This window comes from Mycobacterium ahvazicum (genome assembly GCF_900176255.2).
GTDB classification, from domain to species: Bacteria; Actinomycetota; Actinomycetes; order Mycobacteriales; family Mycobacteriaceae; genus Mycobacterium; species Mycobacterium ahvazicum.
In genome coordinates, this window is sequence record NZ_FXEG02000002.1 from 464,414 (window position 1) to 479,391 (window position 14,978).

The 14,978-nt window shown below is 64.9% G+C and carries 20 protein-coding genes; 19 read left to right on the forward strand and 1 reads right to left on the reverse strand.

Going from position 1 to position 14,978, the window contains the following annotated elements; translation table 11 throughout:
- From rplB to MAAFP003_RS04510, 10 genes are all read left to right on the forward strand, one after another.
- Complete coding sequence (gene rplB, locus MAAFP003_RS04465; protein ID WP_096284773.1) at positions 1 to 843, forward strand: 50S ribosomal protein L2; 843 nt, start codon at positions 1 to 3, stop codon at positions 841 to 843.
- An 18-nt stretch (positions 844 to 861) separates the two neighbouring features.
- The gene (gene rpsS, locus MAAFP003_RS04470; RefSeq protein ID WP_025738376.1) at positions 862 to 1,143 is read left to right on the forward strand and encodes a 30S ribosomal protein S19; all 282 of its coding nucleotides are present in this window, start codon (positions 862 to 864) and stop codon (positions 1,141 to 1,143) included.
- Positions 1,140 to 1,724 (forward strand): 50S ribosomal protein L22, encoded by a 585-nt coding sequence (gene rplV / locus MAAFP003_RS04475; RefSeq protein WP_096284775.1) that lies wholly within the window; start codon positions 1,140 to 1,142, stop codon positions 1,722 to 1,724. The genes rpsS and rplV overlap by 4 nt, the downstream gene beginning before the upstream one ends.
- Entirely contained in the window at positions 1,724 to 2,554 is an 831-nt protein-coding gene (gene rpsC, locus MAAFP003_RS04480) for a 30S ribosomal protein S3 (protein ID WP_096284777.1), read from the forward strand. The genes rplV and rpsC overlap by 1 nt, the downstream gene beginning before the upstream one ends.
- Positions 2,555 to 2,557: 3 nt before the next feature.
- The gene (gene rplP / locus MAAFP003_RS04485) at positions 2,558 to 2,974 is read left to right on the forward strand and encodes a 50S ribosomal protein L16 (RefSeq protein WP_096284779.1); all 417 of its coding nucleotides are present in this window, start codon (positions 2,558 to 2,560) and stop codon (positions 2,972 to 2,974) included.
- The gene (gene rpmC, locus MAAFP003_RS04490) at positions 2,974 to 3,219 is read left to right on the forward strand and encodes a 50S ribosomal protein L29 (protein ID WP_096284781.1); all 246 of its coding nucleotides are present in this window, start codon (positions 2,974 to 2,976) and stop codon (positions 3,217 to 3,219) included. Before rplP ends, rpmC begins: the two co-directional genes overlap by 1 nt.
- Positions 3,219 to 3,563: a 30S ribosomal protein S17 gene (rpsQ, locus tag MAAFP003_RS04495; RefSeq protein ID WP_096284783.1), complete on the forward strand. Its 345-nt coding sequence runs from the start codon at positions 3,219 to 3,221 to the stop codon at positions 3,561 to 3,563. Before rpmC ends, rpsQ begins: the two co-directional genes overlap by 1 nt.
- A 139-nt stretch (positions 3,564 to 3,702) precedes the next feature.
- The gene (locus MAAFP003_RS04500; protein WP_096284785.1) at positions 3,703 to 6,063 is read left to right on the forward strand and encodes an arylsulfatase; all 2,361 of its coding nucleotides are present in this window, start codon (positions 3,703 to 3,705) and stop codon (positions 6,061 to 6,063) included.
- Complete coding sequence (locus MAAFP003_RS29525; protein WP_243393762.1) at positions 6,056 to 6,745, forward strand: hypothetical protein; 690 nt, start codon at positions 6,056 to 6,058, stop codon at positions 6,743 to 6,745. Before MAAFP003_RS04500 ends, MAAFP003_RS29525 begins: the two co-directional genes overlap by 8 nt.
- An 87-nt stretch (positions 6,746 to 6,832) precedes the next feature.
- Positions 6,833 to 7,762, forward strand: coding sequence for a DUF4436 domain-containing protein (locus tag MAAFP003_RS04510; protein WP_096284787.1), 930 nt, complete (start codon positions 6,833 to 6,835; stop codon positions 7,760 to 7,762).
- 24 nt (positions 7,763 to 7,786) lie between these two features.
- Here the strand turns inward: MAAFP003_RS04510 and pstS are convergent, their stop codons facing one another.
- Positions 7,787 to 8,914 (reverse strand): phosphate ABC transporter substrate-binding protein PstS, encoded by a 1,128-nt coding sequence (gene pstS, locus MAAFP003_RS04515; RefSeq protein ID WP_207768462.1) that lies wholly within the window; start codon positions 8,912 to 8,914, stop codon positions 7,787 to 7,789.
- A 457-nt stretch (positions 8,915 to 9,371) separates the two neighbouring features.
- Between pstS and MAAFP003_RS04520 the strand changes: the two genes are divergently transcribed.
- From MAAFP003_RS04520 to rplF, 9 genes are all read left to right on the forward strand, one after another.
- Positions 9,372 to 10,259: a DUF4436 domain-containing protein gene (locus MAAFP003_RS04520; protein ID WP_096284789.1), complete on the forward strand. Its 888-nt coding sequence runs from the start codon at positions 9,372 to 9,374 to the stop codon at positions 10,257 to 10,259.
- A 30-nt stretch (positions 10,260 to 10,289) separates the two neighbouring features.
- The gene (locus MAAFP003_RS04525) at positions 10,290 to 11,210 is read left to right on the forward strand and encodes a formylglycine-generating enzyme family protein (protein ID WP_096284791.1); all 921 of its coding nucleotides are present in this window, start codon (positions 10,290 to 10,292) and stop codon (positions 11,208 to 11,210) included.
- 114 nt (positions 11,211 to 11,324) lie between these two features.
- On the forward strand, positions 11,325 to 12,275 hold the full coding sequence (locus MAAFP003_RS04530; protein WP_096284793.1) for a DUF4436 domain-containing protein: 951 nt from the start codon (positions 11,325 to 11,327) through the stop codon (positions 12,273 to 12,275).
- Between the two features lie 226 nt (positions 12,276 to 12,501).
- Positions 12,502 to 12,870: a 50S ribosomal protein L14 gene (gene rplN, locus MAAFP003_RS04535; protein ID WP_003403649.1), complete on the forward strand. Its 369-nt coding sequence runs from the start codon at positions 12,502 to 12,504 to the stop codon at positions 12,868 to 12,870.
- A complete protein-coding gene (rplX, locus tag MAAFP003_RS04540) occupies positions 12,871 to 13,188 on the forward strand; it encodes a 50S ribosomal protein L24 (protein ID WP_096284795.1) in 318 nt (105 codons plus the stop codon).
- A 1-nt stretch (position 13,189) separates the two neighbouring features.
- A complete protein-coding gene (rplE, locus tag MAAFP003_RS04545) occupies positions 13,190 to 13,753 on the forward strand; it encodes a 50S ribosomal protein L5 (protein WP_096284797.1) in 564 nt (187 codons plus the stop codon).
- A gap of 4 nt (positions 13,754 to 13,757) precedes the next feature.
- Positions 13,758 to 13,943, forward strand: a complete 186-nt coding sequence (locus tag MAAFP003_RS04550) for a type Z 30S ribosomal protein S14 (RefSeq protein WP_090600437.1) — start codon at positions 13,758 to 13,760, stop codon at positions 13,941 to 13,943.
- Positions 13,944 to 14,029: 86 nt separating this feature from the next.
- Entirely contained in the window at positions 14,030 to 14,428 is a 399-nt protein-coding gene (gene rpsH, locus MAAFP003_RS04555) for a 30S ribosomal protein S8 (RefSeq protein ID WP_036466727.1), read from the forward strand.
- A 10-nt stretch (positions 14,429 to 14,438) separates the two neighbouring features.
- Positions 14,439 to 14,978, forward strand: a complete 540-nt coding sequence (gene rplF, locus MAAFP003_RS04560) for a 50S ribosomal protein L6 (RefSeq protein ID WP_096284799.1) — start codon at positions 14,439 to 14,441, stop codon at positions 14,976 to 14,978.

Consider the following 14,978-nt stretch of genomic DNA (forward strand, 5'->3'; position numbering starts at 1 on the left):
ATGGCAATTCGCAAATACAAGCCGACGACCCCCGGTCGCCGCGGCGCCAGCGTCTCCGACTTCGCCGAGATCACTCGGACGGAGCCGGAGAAGTCGTTGGTGCGCCCGCTGCACGGACATGGCGGACGTAATGCGCACGGCCGCATCACCACTCGTCACAAGGGTGGCGGCCACAAGCGCGCCTACCGGGAGATCGACTTCCGGCGCAACGACAAGGACGGCGTCAACGCCAAGGTCGCACACATTGAGTACGACCCGAACCGCACCGCCAACATCGCGCTGCTGCACTTCCTGGACGGCGAGAAGCGTTACATCATCGCCCCGCAAGGACTCTCGCAGGGCGACGTGGTGGAGTCCGGCGCCAACGCCGACATCAAGCCCGGTAACAACCTGCCGTTGCGCAACATCCCGGCCGGTACCTTGGTCCACGCCGTGGAGCTGCGCCCGGGTGGCGGCGCCAAGATGGCGCGGTCGGCCGGATCCAGCATCCAGCTGCTCGGTAAAGAGGGCACCTACGCTTCGCTGCGTATGCCCAGCGGCGAGATCCGCCGCGTCGATGTGCGCTGCCGCGCCACCGTCGGCGAGGTGGGCAACGCCGAGCAGGCGAACATCAACTGGGGCAAGGCCGGTCGTATGCGCTGGAAGGGCAAGCGCCCGACCGTCCGTGGTGTCGTGATGAACCCGGTGGACCACCCGCACGGTGGTGGCGAGGGTAAGACCTCCGGTGGTCGCCACCCGGTCAGCCCGTGGGGTAAGCCCGAGGGCCGTACCCGTCAGCCGAACAAGGCCAGTAACAAGCTCATTGTCCGACGCCGGCGCACCGGCAAGAAGCACGGTCGCTAGGAAGTCGAGGAGTAACAGATGCCACGCAGCCTGAAAAAGGGACCGTTCGTCGACGACCACCTGCTCAAGAAGGTGGACGTGCAGAACGAGAAGAACAGCAAGCAGGTCATCAAGACCTGGTCGCGTCGTTCGACGATCATTCCCGACTTCATCGGCCACACCTTTGCGGTGCACGACGGCCGCAAGCACGTCCCGGTGTTCGTCACCGAGGCGATGGTCGGCCACAAGCTCGGTGAGTTCGCGCCGACGCGCACGTTCAAGGGCCACATCAAGGACGACCGAAAGGCCAAGCGCCGATGAGCACCACGACGACTGAATATCCGTCGGCTTTCCCATCGGCCACAGCCAAAGCACGGTTCGTGCGGGTTTCGCCGACCAAGGCGCGCCGGGTCATCGACCTGGTGCGCGGCAAGTCGGTGGCCGACGCGCTCGACATCTTGCGCTGGGCGCCGCAGGCCGCCAGTGAGCCGGTCGCCAAGGTGATCGCCAGTGCTGCCGCCAACGCGCAGAACAACGATGGCCTGGACCCGGCGACCCTGGTGGTCGCCTCCGTCTACGCCGACGAGGGTCCCACTGCCAAGCGGATCCGTCCGCGCGCCCAGGGCCGTGCGTTCCGGATCCGCCGGCGCACCAGCCACATCACCGTTGTGGTGGAAAGCCGCCCGAGCAAGGACCAGCAGTCTTCGAAGTCGTCGCGCACCCGCCGTGCCGAGGGCAGCAAGGCCGCCGCGAAGGCACCGGCGAAGAAGGCCGGCTCCCCGGGGGCCACCGCACCTGCCAAGAAGGCGCCCGCCGCCAAGAAGGCGCCCGCGAAAAAGGCTGCGCCGCAAGCCGAAGCCAAGACGTCTGAGACTTCTGACGCGAAGGGAGGCTCAGAGTAGTGGGCCAGAAGATCAATCCGCACGGCTTCCGGCTGGGGATTACCACCGACTGGAAGTCCCGCTGGTACGCCGACAAGCAGTACGCCGACTACGTCAAGGAAGACGTGGCGATCCGTCGGCTGCTGTCCACCGGTCTGGAGCGCGCCGGCATCGCCGACGTGGAGATCGAGCGCACCCGCGACCGCGTCCGCGTCGACATCCACACCGCGCGTCCCGGAATCGTCATCGGCCGCCGCGGCACCGAGGCCGACCGAATCCGCGCGGACCTGGAGAAGCTGACCAAAAAGCAGGTGCAGCTGAACATCCTCGAGGTGAAAAACCCGGAGTCGCAAGCACAATTGGTGGCGCAGGGCGTTGCCGAGCAGCTGAGCAACCGGGTGGCGTTCCGTCGCGCGATGCGTAAGGCCATCCAGTCGGCGATGCGTCAGCCCAACGTCAAGGGCATCCGGGTGCAGTGCTCGGGCCGCCTCGGTGGCGCTGAGATGAGCCGCTCGGAGTTCTACCGCGAGGGCCGAGTTCCGCTGCACACCCTGCGCGCCGACATCGACTACGGCCTGTACGAGGCCAAGACCACCTTCGGCCGGATCGGCGTGAAGGTGTGGATTTACAAGGGCGACATCGTCGGCGGCAAGCGCGAATTGGCCGCTGCCGCACCGGCGGGCGCCGACCGTCCGCGCCGCGAACGGCCGTCGGGCACCCGCCCACGCCGCAGCGGCGCATCGGGTACCACGGCCACCAGCACTGAGGCTGGACGAGCCGCGGGCGCCGAAGAGAGTGCGGCTCCGGTGGAGGCGACGCCTGCAGCGGAACCGCAGAGCACGGAGAGCTGAATCATGTTGATTCCCCGCAGAGTTAAGCACCGCAAGCAACACCATCCACGCCAGCGCGGCATCGCCAGCGGTGGCACGGAGGTGAACTTCGGCGACTTCGGGATCCAGGCCCTCGAGCACGCCTATGTCACCAACCGGCAGATCGAGTCGGCTCGTATCGCGATCAACCGGCACATCAAGCGTGGTGGCAAGGTGTGGATCAACGTCTTCCCCGACCGTCCGCTGACCAAAAAGCCCGCCGAAACCCGCATGGGTTCGGGTAAGGGCTCGCCGGAGTGGTGGGTGGTCAACGTCAAGCCGGGCCGGGTGCTGTTCGAACTCAGCTACCCCAACGAGCAGACCGCTCGCGAGGCGCTCACTCGAGCAATCCACAAGCTGCCGATCAAGGCACGCATCATCACCCGAGAGGATCAGTTCTGATGGCAGTGGGTATTTCGCCTGGCGAACTGCGCGAGCTCACCGACGAGGAGCTGACCGAGCGCCTGCGCGAATCCAAGGAGGAGCTGTTCAACCTCCGCTTCCAAATGGCGACCGGACAGCTCAACAACAACCGCCGGCTGCGCACGGTGCGTTCGGAAATCGCCCGTGTGTACACGGTGCTGCGTGAACGAGAGCTGGGCCTGGCTAGTGGTCCTGACGGATCCGACGGAACTAAGGAATCGTGATGGCAGAAGCTAAAGCCGCCCCCAAGCAAGCCGCCGCGAAGGATGGCGCTTCGAAAGAGAAGGGCCCGCAGCACACTCCGGCGAACCCGAAGACGCGTGGCCGGCGCAAGACGCGCATCGGCTACGTGGTGAGCGACAAGATGCAGAAGACCATCGTCGTCGAGCTGGAAGAGCGTACCCGGCACTCGCTGTACGGCAAGATCATCCGGACAACCAAGAAGGTCAAGGCGCATGACGAGAACGGCGACGCCGGCGTCGGCGACCGCGTCCTGCTGATGGAGACCCGGCCGACGTCGGCCACCAAGCGGTGGCGGCTCGTCGAAGTACGGGAAAAGGCCAAGTAACGTCCGAGTGGCATGCAACGCCCGAGACCTCACGGTCTCGGGCGTTTTGCTTTCGCGAGCTGGGTCGACTCAGCGTTGGCGAGCGTAATCCCACTGCGAAAAATGGTCGGAAATTTCGCAGTGGGGTTACGCTCGGCGCATGTCCCCTGACGCACAAGGCTTTCAAGGCAAGATCGAGCTGGACATTCGCGATTCGGAGCCGGACTGGGGCCCGTATGCCGCACCGACCGCCCCGGAGAATTCGCCGAACATCCTGTATCTGGTCTGGGATGACACCGGCATCGCGACCTGGGATTGCTTCGGCGGCCTGGTCGCGATGCCCGCGATGATGCGGATTGCCCAGCGTGGCATCCGGCTGTCGCAATTTCACACCACCGCACTGTGCTCGCCGACCCGCGCGTCGTTGCTGACCGGTCGCAACGCCACCACGGTCGGCATGGCCACGATCGAAGAATTCACCGACGGTTTCCCGAACTGCAACGGCCGCATCCCGACCGACACCGCGCTGATCTCCGAGGTGCTCGCCGAACGTGGTTACAACACTTACTGTGTCGGCAAGTGGCACCTCACGCCGCTCGAGGAATGCAGCATGGCCTCGACGAAACGGCACTGGCCCACCTCGCGCGGCTTCGAGCGGTTCTACGGCTTCATGGGCGGTGAGACCGATCAGTGGTACCCGGACCTGGTCTACGACAACCATCCGGTGAACCCGCCCGGCACGCCCGAAGACGGCTACCACCTGTCCAAGGACCTCGCCGACAAAACGATCGAATTCATCCGCGATGCCAAGGTGATTGCGCCCGACAAGCCCTGGTTCACCTATCTGTGCCCCGGCGCCGGACACGCGCCGCATCATGTCTTCAAGGAGTGGGCCGACAAGTACGCCGGCCGGTTCGACATGGGCTACGAACGCTACCGCGAGGTCGTGCTGGAAAACCAGAAGTCGTTGGGGATCGTGCCGCCGGACACCGACCTGTCCCCGATCAACCCTTATCTGGACGTCACGGGGCCGGCCGGCGAGCCGTGGCCGCTGCAGGACACCGTTCGACCGTGGGACTCGCTCAATGACGAAGAGAAGAAGCTGTTTTCGCGGATGGCCGAGGTGTTTGCCGGTTTCCTCAGCTACACCGACGCCCAGATCGGCCGCGTCCTGGACTATCTCGAGGAATCCGGCCAGCTCGACAACACCATCGTCGTGGTGATTTCCGACAACGGTGCCAGCGGTGAAGGCGGCCCGAACGGATCGGTGAACGAGGGCAAATTCTTCAACGGCTACATCGACACCGTCGAGGAGAGCATGAAGCTCTTCGATCACCTCGGTGGGCCCCAGACCTACAACCATTACCCGATCGGCTGGGCGATGGCCTTCAACACGCCCTACAAGCTCTACAAGCGCTACGCCTCCCACGAAGGCGGTATTGCCGACTCGGCAATCATCTCTTGGCCCAACGGAATTGCGGCCCACGGTGAGGTGCGCGACAACTACGTCAACGTTTCCGACATCACTCCGACCATCTACGACCTGCTGGACATGACCGCGCCGGAGACGGTCAAAGGTATTACGCAGAAGCCGTTAGACGGCGTGAGTTTCAAAGTGGCCCTGGATGATCCGGCCGCCGACACCGGCAAGCAGACCCAGTTCTACACGATGCTGGGCACCCGCGGGATCTGGCACAACGGCTGGTTCGCCAACACCGTGCACGCCGCCACGCCGGCGGGCTGGTCACACTTCGACGCCGACCGCTGGGAGCTGTTCCACATCGAGGCCGACCGCAGCCAGTGCCACGATCTGGCCGCCGAGCAACCCGAGAAGGTGGAAGAGCTTAAGGCGCTGTGGTTTTCCGAGGCCGCCAAGTACAACGGTCTGCCGTTGTCGGACCTGAACCTGATGGAGACCATGACCCGCTTCCGGCCCTACCTGGTGGGGGAGCGGACCAGCTACATCTACTACCCCGACTGCGCGGACGTCGGAATCGGTGCCGCCGCCGAAATCCGTGGCCGCTCGTTCGGCGTGCTGGCCGACGTGACCGTGGACACCACCGGCGCCGAAGGCGTGCTGTTCAAGCAGGGCGGCGCGCACGGCGGGCATGTGCTGTTCATCCAGGACGGACGCCTGCATTACGTCTACAACTTCCTGGGCGAGCGTCAGCAGCTGGTGTCCTCGTCGGGCCCGGTGCCGTTGGGCAGACACCTCTTCGGCGCCAGTTACACGCGGACCGGCACGGTGCCGAACAGTCATACGCCGCTGGGTGACGTCACCCTGTTCGTCGATGACGAGGTGGTCGGAACGCTCGCCGATGTGACCACCCACCCCGGAACCTTCGGTTTGGCGGGCGCCGGCATCACCGTCGGCCGAAACGGCGGATCCGGAGTATCCAGCCGGTACAAGGCGCCGTTCGTCTTCACCGGCGGCACCATCGCCGCGGTCACCATCGACTTGTCCGGGCGGCCTTATCAAGACGTGGAAACCGAACTTGCGCTTGCATTTTCGCGTGACTGAACGTTCGCGGCTAGCCAGGTTCGTCGCGGCGGGTCTGATTTGCCTGCTGGCAGGCGGGGCCTGTGGTTGCGGGAAAACAACGGGCGGCAACGCCGTTCGGGCCGGCACGACGGCAACGTCAACGACGACGTCGGGCGCGCCGCGCAAATCCGACCCGGCTGAGCCGGTGCCCGGCGTCGAGGCCACACTGCCCGATCACATTCCGCCCAACGCCCTGGCCTGCCTGCCCGCCGCCACCGGCAACGGCCGGATGACGGCGGCGTCGGTATCGGATCCGGTGGCCCCCAGGCTCACCGTGCCGCTGCCCGACGGCTGGAGCTCGGCCCCCGGTGGTGGTGATGTCGCACTGACCGCGAGCGGGTCCGACGGGTTATCGGCCAGGGTGACGATCACGCCGACCGACCTCGAACCCGGCGGCGCCTTCTTGCGCTACGGCGCCGATCTGCGCACCGCCAACCCGGGCGTGCAGGTCAGCGTCGAAGCGGCTCAGTTCTGCGGCTACAGCAGCCAGCTGCTCGGTGGCAGCACCGGCGGGCTCGCCTTCGCCGACCGCATCACCCACATCTGGACGAACAACAAGGCATTTCTCGTGGTCGTCCACCTGGAGGGGCCCGCGGCTGCCCCGGGATTCAGTGCGGCGAAATCCACGGTGATGCAGCAATTCGCGGTCGTTATCCCCTGAAAGAGGCCGCTTGACTGCTAGCATCTGACCCCGTGCCTGCCGGGAAAGGCGTCAAACTATCCGTTCTACTCGTGGTGGTGATGTCCGATGACCGCTGAAGCCCCGCCGCTGCCGCCGTCGAAACCAGAAGCGCGCGGTCGCCAAATCGCAATAGCCTTCGGGATTCTGGTAGCGGTCATCAGCGTCTACGTCCTATCCCTGATCGCCGTGCACCTGTTGGCCAAATCGGCGCCGCCGTTGCCCGCCGTGGACTTCAGCAAGGTCGAGGCCGAAGACAGCGTCGTGCAGGTGAACCTGAGCGAGCTGAAAACGGTGGCGAATCGCCTAACGGTGAATGTGCTTGTCTACCCGAAAGATTCGTTGTACGACAAGAACTTCGGTGTGCTGACCACCGATGCGGCGGTGCGGCTGTATCCCGATAACGACCTCGGCGACCTGCAGTACCCGATTGGCAAGGCGCCGGCGCAGGTGACCACCACCATCGAGGCGCGCGGCGATCCGGGTAACTGGCCTTTCGACTCGTACAAGACGGACGTCATCGCGGCCGATGTGTTCACCGGAACGGGCCAAAACCGCGAAAAGGCGCCTGCCCGCGTCGAAGTCACCGGAAAGCTGGACGGCTGGGACGCTAGTGTCACCCGGGTCCACGACCCCGACGACGCCGATCCCAACATCATGGACAACGTCGTGATCACGCTGCACCGGTCCAAGGGCCCGCTGATCTTCGACGTCGGTGTGGTGCTGGTACTCATCGCCCTGCCGATGCTGGCGCTGTGGGTGGCCATTCCGGTGGCCCTGGGCCGGACGTCGTTCCTGCCGCCGCTGACAACCTGGTATGGCGCGATGCTGTTCGCCATTGTCCCGCTGCGCAATATCCTGCCGGGCAACCCACCGTACGGTTCCTGGATCGACCAGGCCGTCGTGCTATGGGTGTTGATCGCGCTCGTCGTCGCCTTGGCGTTGTTCCTGGTCGGCTGGTGGCGGCAACGAGATCGAAGAACGCCTAAGAAGACCTAGGGCAGACCTAGAGCGCGAAAAGCCTTAGCGCACATTCTCAATCGACGACGAGGTGATGGCGTCGATAGCGGTGAAGACGCGTGACTGGAAGTCGGGCGGCAACGGAATGTAGCCGTTCTTGTCGAGATCGACCTGGCCCGGTCCGACGGCCGCCTGCAGGAACGCCTTGACCGCCTGGCCGACAGCCGGGTCGGTGTACTTCGAGCAGACGATCTCGTAGGTGACCATCACGATCGGGTACACATCGGGCTGGGTGGGGTTGTAGAAAGGCGTGGTGTCCAGCACGAGATCGTTACCCTTGCCGACGATCTTGGCGTTGGCGATGGTCTTGCCGACGGTGTCGGTTCCGATGCGGACCGGGCGCAACGATTTCCGGCTCGCCGGGGTCTTGATCTGGGCGGCGAACAGGCCCTGGTCCAACGCGAACGACAGCTCGTTGTAAGAGATCGCGCCCTCGGTGTTCTTCACCTCCGACGACGTGCCGACGTTGCCGTGGGCGCTGGTGCCCACGCCGCCGTTGAAGATCTTGCCGGTGCCCTTGTCCCAGGCCCCACCGGATGCGGCCTGCAGGTAGGCCTGGAAGTTGGCGGTGGTGCCGGACGGGTCGGCGCGGTGGATCACGTGAATGTTTTCCGGCGGCATCGAGGCGTTCATCGCGGTGATGGCCGGATCGTCCCAGCGCGTGATGGTGCCGTTGAAAATCTTGGCCAGCGTGGGCGCGTCGAGCACCAGGGAATCGACGGCGTTGAGGTTGTAGGTGATGGCGATCGGCCCGAACACCACAGGAAGGTTCCACGCGTCGGCGCCGCCGCAGCGCTGTTTGGCGGCCGCGTACTGGTCACCGGTGAGGGGAAGGTCGGATCCGGCGAAGTCGGTCTTGCCTGCCAGGAAGTCCTCGACGCCCGCAGCAGAACCGTTTGCGGTGTAGGACAGATTTTGCGCCTTGCAGGCTTTCGCGTAGGCATCGACAAAGCGCTTCATCGCATTTGCCTGCGCGGTCGAACCGCTGGCGGTGAGGTCTTGTTTGCCGCCGCAATCGACTCGCGCTCCGTTGGCGTAAGACAGCGAGGTGTGGGGTTTTCCGCATCCCGAGAGCACCAGTGCGGCCGCGGTCAGCACGCTTATGGCGGCAGCCGGTCGGTTGTGCTTCACGTTGAATGCCTCCTTGGGAACGGCCGGGGGTGGGACGGCCTTGAGCTGTGATCGAAGTCTAGCGACGTGGCGTGAGTGGTGGGAGCGGTGACCTGGGGTAACCGCGTCAATCGGAACGGGGGGCGGCAGGTGTGCACTCGGTCTCCGGCAGCGTGGCCAGCCCCGACGTGCCAGACGGCGCCCGGCATCGGCGGCGAGCCCGGTTTCGGGGTGCATGTCCACCCCGCTTTCGACACACGTCGACATTTACAGCTATCGAAGCGACGCGCAAACAAACATCGGGTGAATTGGCAGTTCGCACCCGGTCGGGGGAATGGCTAAGGCAGTTTGCGAAAACCCGCATTTCGAGCGCTATTGCCGCGCGTTGATTACCATCTGACTTCGTGTCGGCTCCGGTTAGCTGGAATCGCCCAGCGAACTGCGAGCCGAGGTCCGTTGTCCGCCGTGGAGGTGACCGATGACCGCTCAAGCCCCGCCTGCGCACGCCGCCCCGCCGCCACCGGAAAAACCCAAGCGCCACCGGCTGCTCGGCATAGCGATCCTCGGCGGCTTCGTCGTGGTGTACGCGTTGTCGTTGTTCGGGTTTCTTCTGCTGGGAGAGTCCGCGGCGCCACTGAAGGCCCCCGATCTCAACGCGTCCGACGACACCGTCGTTCTGATCCGCGTCGAGGAGCTCAAGACGGTCGCCAATCGCCTCGGGGTGAAGGTGCTCGTGTACCCGCAGGAGGCCATGTGGGACTCGCGCCTGGACGTCTTGAAACAGGACACCGCGGTGCGGATGGATCCGCCGAACGACCTGGGGGACTTGGTCTATCCGGCGGGGAAGTCGCCGGCACAGGTGGCCACTACGGTCGAGGCCCACGGCGACCCGGAGATCTGGCCCTTCGACTCCTACGAGACGGACACTCTCTCGGCCGACGTGCTCGTCGGGTCCGGTGACGACCGCAAATACAAGCCGGCCCGTATCGAGGTGACCGGAAAACTCGAGGGCTGGGACGTCAGCGTTGCGCGGGTAGGCGAAGGCGGTGACAGCGTGATCATCACCCTGCAGCGGTCCAAGGCGCCGCTGATCTTCGATCTGGGAATCTGTCTGGTCCTCTTCGCCATGCCCACCATCGCGTTGGCGGTCGTCATTCCGATGGTGATCGGTAAGCGAAAGGTGGTGCCCCCGTTCGGCGGGTGGTTCGCCGCGCTGCTGTTCGCCGTCATCCCGATCCGCAACTTCCTGCCGGGGGCCCCACCGCCGGGTGCCTGGATCGACCAAGCGCTGGTGATCTGGGTGTTGATCGCCCTTGTCGGGGCGATGGGCTTGTACATGTTCGCGTGGTACCGGCGATCCGACTAACGCGGGTCAGACGCCGCCTACCCTGACATAGTGCTCACCGAGTTGGTCGATCTGCCCGGCGGCGCCTTCCGGATGGGGTCGACGAGCTTCTACCCCGAAGAGGCGCCGATTCACACCGTGACGGTGAGCTCGTTCGCGGTGGAACGGCACCCGGTGACAAACGCCCAGTTTGCCGAATTCGTCTCTGCCACAGGCTATGTCACGGTCGCCGAGCAGCCGATCGATCCCCGGCTGTACCCCGGTATCGATCCCGGCGAGCTCAGCGCCGGAGCGATGGTTTTCCGTCCCACGCCGGGCCCGGTCGACCTGCGCGACTGGCGGCAGTGGTGGGTGTGGGTGCCGGGCGCGAGCTGGAAGCACCCGTTCGGACCGGACAGCGATGTCGCGGACCGGGCCGATCATCCGGTCGTTCAGGTGGCGTATCCGGACGCCGCCGCCTACGCGCGCTGGGCCGGGCGGCGGCTGCCGACGGAGGCGGAATGGGAGTATGCGGCCCGCGGCGGCAGCGCGACCACCTACGCGTGGGGCGAGGAGCCCAAGCCCGGCGGGCAACTGATGGCCAACACGTGGCAGGGCAATTTTCCGTACCGCAACGACGGAGCGCTGGGCTGGGTGGGCACGTCGCCGGTGGGGGCGTTTCCGCCGAACGGGTTCGGCCTGCACGACATGATCGGCAACGTCTGGGAGTGGACCGCCACCGAGTTTTCCGCGCACCATCGGCTCGATCAGCCCGCGAAGGCGTGTTGCACCCCCTCAGGGCCCGCCGACCCAGCCGTCAGCCAGGCGCTGAAGGGCGGCTCGCACCTGTGCGCGCCGGAGTACTGCCACCGCTACCGTCCGGCCGCCCGGTCGCCGCAATCGCAGGACACCGCCACCACTCACATCGGCTTTCGCTGCGTGGCAGACCCCGGATCCGTCGCCGAGCATGAACGACGGCTTTCGGGCAGGTGACAGTAGTCCCTGGGGCGTCAGGTTTTGTTGCGCGGGCGGTGTGGATGTTCGCTACCATCTGCCCGTGTCACCCCGTCAAGCTGGACTTCGCCAGCGAGTTGCCGGCCGGGACCGATGACGACCGAAACGCCGACAGAGGCGCCTTCGGAGGAACCATCGGCGAAGAAGTCGGGCCCGCTCAGCTATCTGAACCGGCACCGCCCGCGCCTGTCACTGGGTGCCTTCATTCTGGCCGTGGTGGTCGGCGTCTACGTCCTCTCGCTGTTCGGTGTCCACTACTTGCAGCGCTCGGAAGGACCGCTTCCGCCGCTGGACCTCAGTGAGGGTGGCGGCAACGACACGATCGTGCAGTTGCGTCTGGACGACTTCAAAACCACGTCCAATCGTCTCAAGGTGGATGTCCTGGTCTATCCCCCGGACACGCTGTACGACAAGCGATTCGACGTGCTGAACACCGACGTCGCGGTGCGCCTGTATCCGACGAACGACCTCGGCGATCTGCAGTTCCCGAAAGGCAAGGCGCCGGCACAGGTCGAAACCACCATCGAGGCCCACGGCGATCCGGCCAACTGGCCGCTCGACACCTACAGAACCGAGAAGATCTCCGCCGATACCTTCGTCGGCTCCGGTGACGATCGCAGAAAACTACCCGCTCGCGTCGAGGTGACCGGGGGGTTGGACGGCTGGGATGTGACCGTCAGCCGTGACGACGAGACCAGCAAAGTGAACTCGCGTGGCCTCGACGACGCTCAGCTGGTCATCACGATGAAGCGGGCCAAGGGCCCGCTGGTCTTCGACATCTTCATCTGCATCGTGCTCGTCACACTGCCGATCTTGGGCTTGTCGGTGGTCATTCCGATGGTGATGGGTCGCAGAAAGTTCGTGCCGCCGTTCGGGACGTGGTACGCCGCGATGCTGTTCGCGATCGTCCCGCTGCGAAATATCCTGCCGGGGTCCCCACCCCCGGGTTCGTGGATCGACCAGGCCGTCGTGCAGTGGGTGCTGATCGCGCTGGTGGTGGCGATGAGTTTGTACATCGCGGCCTGGATCCGGCAGGGCGACTGACGCCGGCGCGATTCGGCCAGCCAGGAATTTGGCGCTGAGCAGGTCTTCACCTAGACTCTAGGGGTTGCCTTGGGCAGACCTCGGCCGGTGCGTGCGAACGTCACGGGCCCCGCGTGCCCTTCGGCGACAAAGACCGCGCACGTCAGGTTTGTGGTGGGCCTTGCTTTCTCGAGGTTTACCGAGGTGTTCTCCTGCCGTGCACACGTGAACTCAGTCAGGAGATCGGGTGATTCAGCAGGAATCGCGACTCAAGGTCGCCGACAACACGGGTGCCAAGGAGATCTTGTGCATCCGGGTGCTCGGCGGCTCGTCGCGACGTTACGCCGGCATCGGTGACGTCATCGTCGCCACCGTCAAGGACGCCATCCCGGGTGGCAACGTCAAGCGCGGTGACGTCGTCAAGGCCGTCGTGGTGCGCACCGTCAAGGAGCGCAGGCGTCCCGACGGCAGCTACATCAAGTTCGACGAGAACGCCGCGGTAATCATCAAGCCCGACAACGACCCGCGCGGAACCCGCATCTTCGGGCCCGTCGGACGCGAACTGCGCGAGAAGCGATTCATGAAGATCATCTCGCTGGCCCCGGAGGTTTTGTAGATGAAGGTCAAGAAGGACGACACCGTCCTGGTGATCGCGGGCAAGGACAAGGGCGCCAAAGGCAAAGTGCTGAAGGTTTACCCGGAGCGCGACCGCGTGCTGGTCGAGGGTGTCAACGCGATCAAGAAGCACACCGCTGTTTCGACCAACCAGCGCGGCGCCCGCTCGGGCGGAATCGTCACCCAGGAAGCGCCCATTCACATCTCCAACGTGATGGTGGTCGACTCCGACGGCAAGCCGACCCGGGTCGGCTACCGGGTCGACGAGGAGACCGGTAAGCGCGTCCGTATCGCCAAGACCAACGGCAAGGACATCTAAGGTGACCACCACAGAGAAAGTGCAGCCGCGCCTGAAAGAGCGCTACCGCAACGAAATTCGCGATGCGTTGCACAAGGAATTCAACTACGGCAACGTGATGCAGATCCCGACCGTGACCAAGGTCGTCGTCAACATGGGCGTCGGCGACGCCGCCCGGGACGCCAAACTGATCAACGGCGCGGTCAGCGACCTGGCCCTGATCACCGGCCAGCGGCCCGAAATCCGCAAAGCCCGCAAGTCCATCGCGCAGTTCAAGTTGCGCGAGGGCATGCCGATCGGCGCGCGGGTCACCCTGCGGGGCGACCGGATGTGGGAGTTCCTCGACCGGCTCACTTCCATTGCGCTGCCGCGTATTCGTGACTTCCGCGGGCTTTCGCCCAAGCAGTTCGACGGCGTCGGCAACTACACCTTCGGACTGGCCGAGCAGTCGGTGTTCCACGAGATCGACGTGGACAAGATCGACCGGGTTCGCGGTATGGACATCAACGTCGTCACTTCGGCGACGAACGACGACGAAGGACGGGCGCTGTTGCGGGCTCTCGGCTTTCCGTTCAAGGAGAACTGAGTAGATGGCTAAGAAGGCACTGGTTAACAAGGCCAACGCCAAACCGCGCTTCGCGGTGCGTGGCTACACCCGCTGCAACAAGTGCGGACGTCCGCGTGCGGTTTACCGCAAGTTCGGGCTGTGCAGGATCTGCCTGCGCGAAATGGCGCACGCGGGCGAACTGCCCGGCGTGCAGAAGAGCAGCTGGTAACAGGCACAGGACGAGAGACCAACCCAGAACAGGTGCGCGACAGGCCCCTAACGGGAACCATCGCGAGGAAGGTTACAGACGCTGTCATGACAATGACGGACCCGATCGCAGACTTTTTGACACGTCTGCGCAACGCCAATTCGGCGTATCACGACGAGGTGACGTTGCCTCACTCCAAGATCAAGGCCAACATCGCCCAGATCCTCAAGAGCGAGGGATACATCAGCGACTTCCGGACCGAAGATGCTCGGGTCGGCAAGGCGCTGGTCGTTCAGCTCAAGTACGGACCCAGCCGGGAACGCAGCATTGCCGGCCTGCGCCGGGTCTCCAAGCCCGGTCTGCGGGTGTACGCGAAATCCACCAACTTGCCGCGCGTGCTCGGCGGGCTGGGCGTGGCGATCATCTCGACGTCGTCAGGTCTGCTCACCGACCGTCAGGCAGCCAGACAAGGCGTGGGCGGCGAAGTCCTCGCGTACGTGTGGTGAGGGGGTAACCATGTCGCGCATTGGTAAGAAGCCGATTCCGGTTCCCGCCGGAGTCGACGTAACGATCGACGGCCAGAAGGTCTCGGTCAAGGGACCCAAGGGCAGCCTGGACCTGACCGTTGCCGAGCCGATCACGGTGGTTCGCAGCGAAGACGGTGCGATCGTGGTCAACCGTCCGGACGACGAGCGGGAAAACCGCTCGCTGCACGGGCTTTCGCGCACGCTGGTGTCCAACCTGGTCACCGGCGTGACCGAGGGCTACACCACCAAGATGGAGATTTTCGGGGTCGGCTACCGGGTGCAGCTCAAGGGCCGCAACCTCGAGTTCGCGCTGGGATACAGCCATCCCGTGTTGATCGAGGCGCCCGAGGGCATCACGTTCGCGGTGGAGACGCCGACGAAGTTCAGCGTCACCGGGATCGACAAGCAGAAAGTCGGCCAGATTTCGGCGAACATCCGCCGCCTGCGCCGTCCCGACCCGTACAAGGGCAAGGGCGTGCGCTACGAGGGTGAGCAGGTCCGCCGCAAGGTCGGAAAGACAGGTAAGTAG

Coding starts and splice junctions, on each gene's coding strand:
- rpsH (WP_036466727.1), top strand. CDS start 14,030: ATGACAATGACGGACCCGATCGCAGACTTTTTGACACGTCTGCGCAAC.
- rplF (WP_096284799.1), top strand. CDS start 14,439: ATGTCGCGCATTGGTAAGAAGCCGATTCCGGTTCCCGCCGGAGTCGAC.
- MAAFP003_RS04510 (WP_096284787.1), top strand. CDS start 6,833: ATGACCGCTGAAGCCCCGCCGCTGCCGCCGTCGAAACCAGAAGCGCGC.
- MAAFP003_RS04520 (WP_096284789.1), top strand. CDS start 9,372: ATGACCGCTCAAGCCCCGCCTGCGCACGCCGCCCCGCCGCCACCGGAA.
- MAAFP003_RS04500 (WP_096284785.1), top strand. CDS start 3,703: ATGTCCCCTGACGCACAAGGCTTTCAAGGCAAGATCGAGCTGGACATT.
- MAAFP003_RS04550 (WP_090600437.1), top strand. CDS start 13,758: ATGGCTAAGAAGGCACTGGTTAACAAGGCCAACGCCAAACCGCGCTTC.
- rpsQ (WP_096284783.1), top strand. CDS start 3,219: ATGGCAGAAGCTAAAGCCGCCCCCAAGCAAGCCGCCGCGAAGGATGGC.
- rplV (WP_096284775.1), top strand. CDS start 1,140: ATGAGCACCACGACGACTGAATATCCGTCGGCTTTCCCATCGGCCACA.
- rplP (WP_096284779.1), top strand. CDS start 2,558: ATGTTGATTCCCCGCAGAGTTAAGCACCGCAAGCAACACCATCCACGC.
- rpsS (WP_025738376.1), top strand. CDS start 862: ATGCCACGCAGCCTGAAAAAGGGACCGTTCGTCGACGACCACCTGCTC.
- MAAFP003_RS04530 (WP_096284793.1), top strand. CDS start 11,325: ATGACGACCGAAACGCCGACAGAGGCGCCTTCGGAGGAACCATCGGCG.
- rplB (WP_096284773.1), top strand. CDS start 1: ATGGCAATTCGCAAATACAAGCCGACGACCCCCGGTCGCCGCGGCGCC.
- rpmC (WP_096284781.1), top strand. CDS start 2,974: ATGGCAGTGGGTATTTCGCCTGGCGAACTGCGCGAGCTCACCGACGAG.
- rplX (WP_096284795.1), top strand. CDS start 12,871: ATGAAGGTCAAGAAGGACGACACCGTCCTGGTGATCGCGGGCAAGGAC.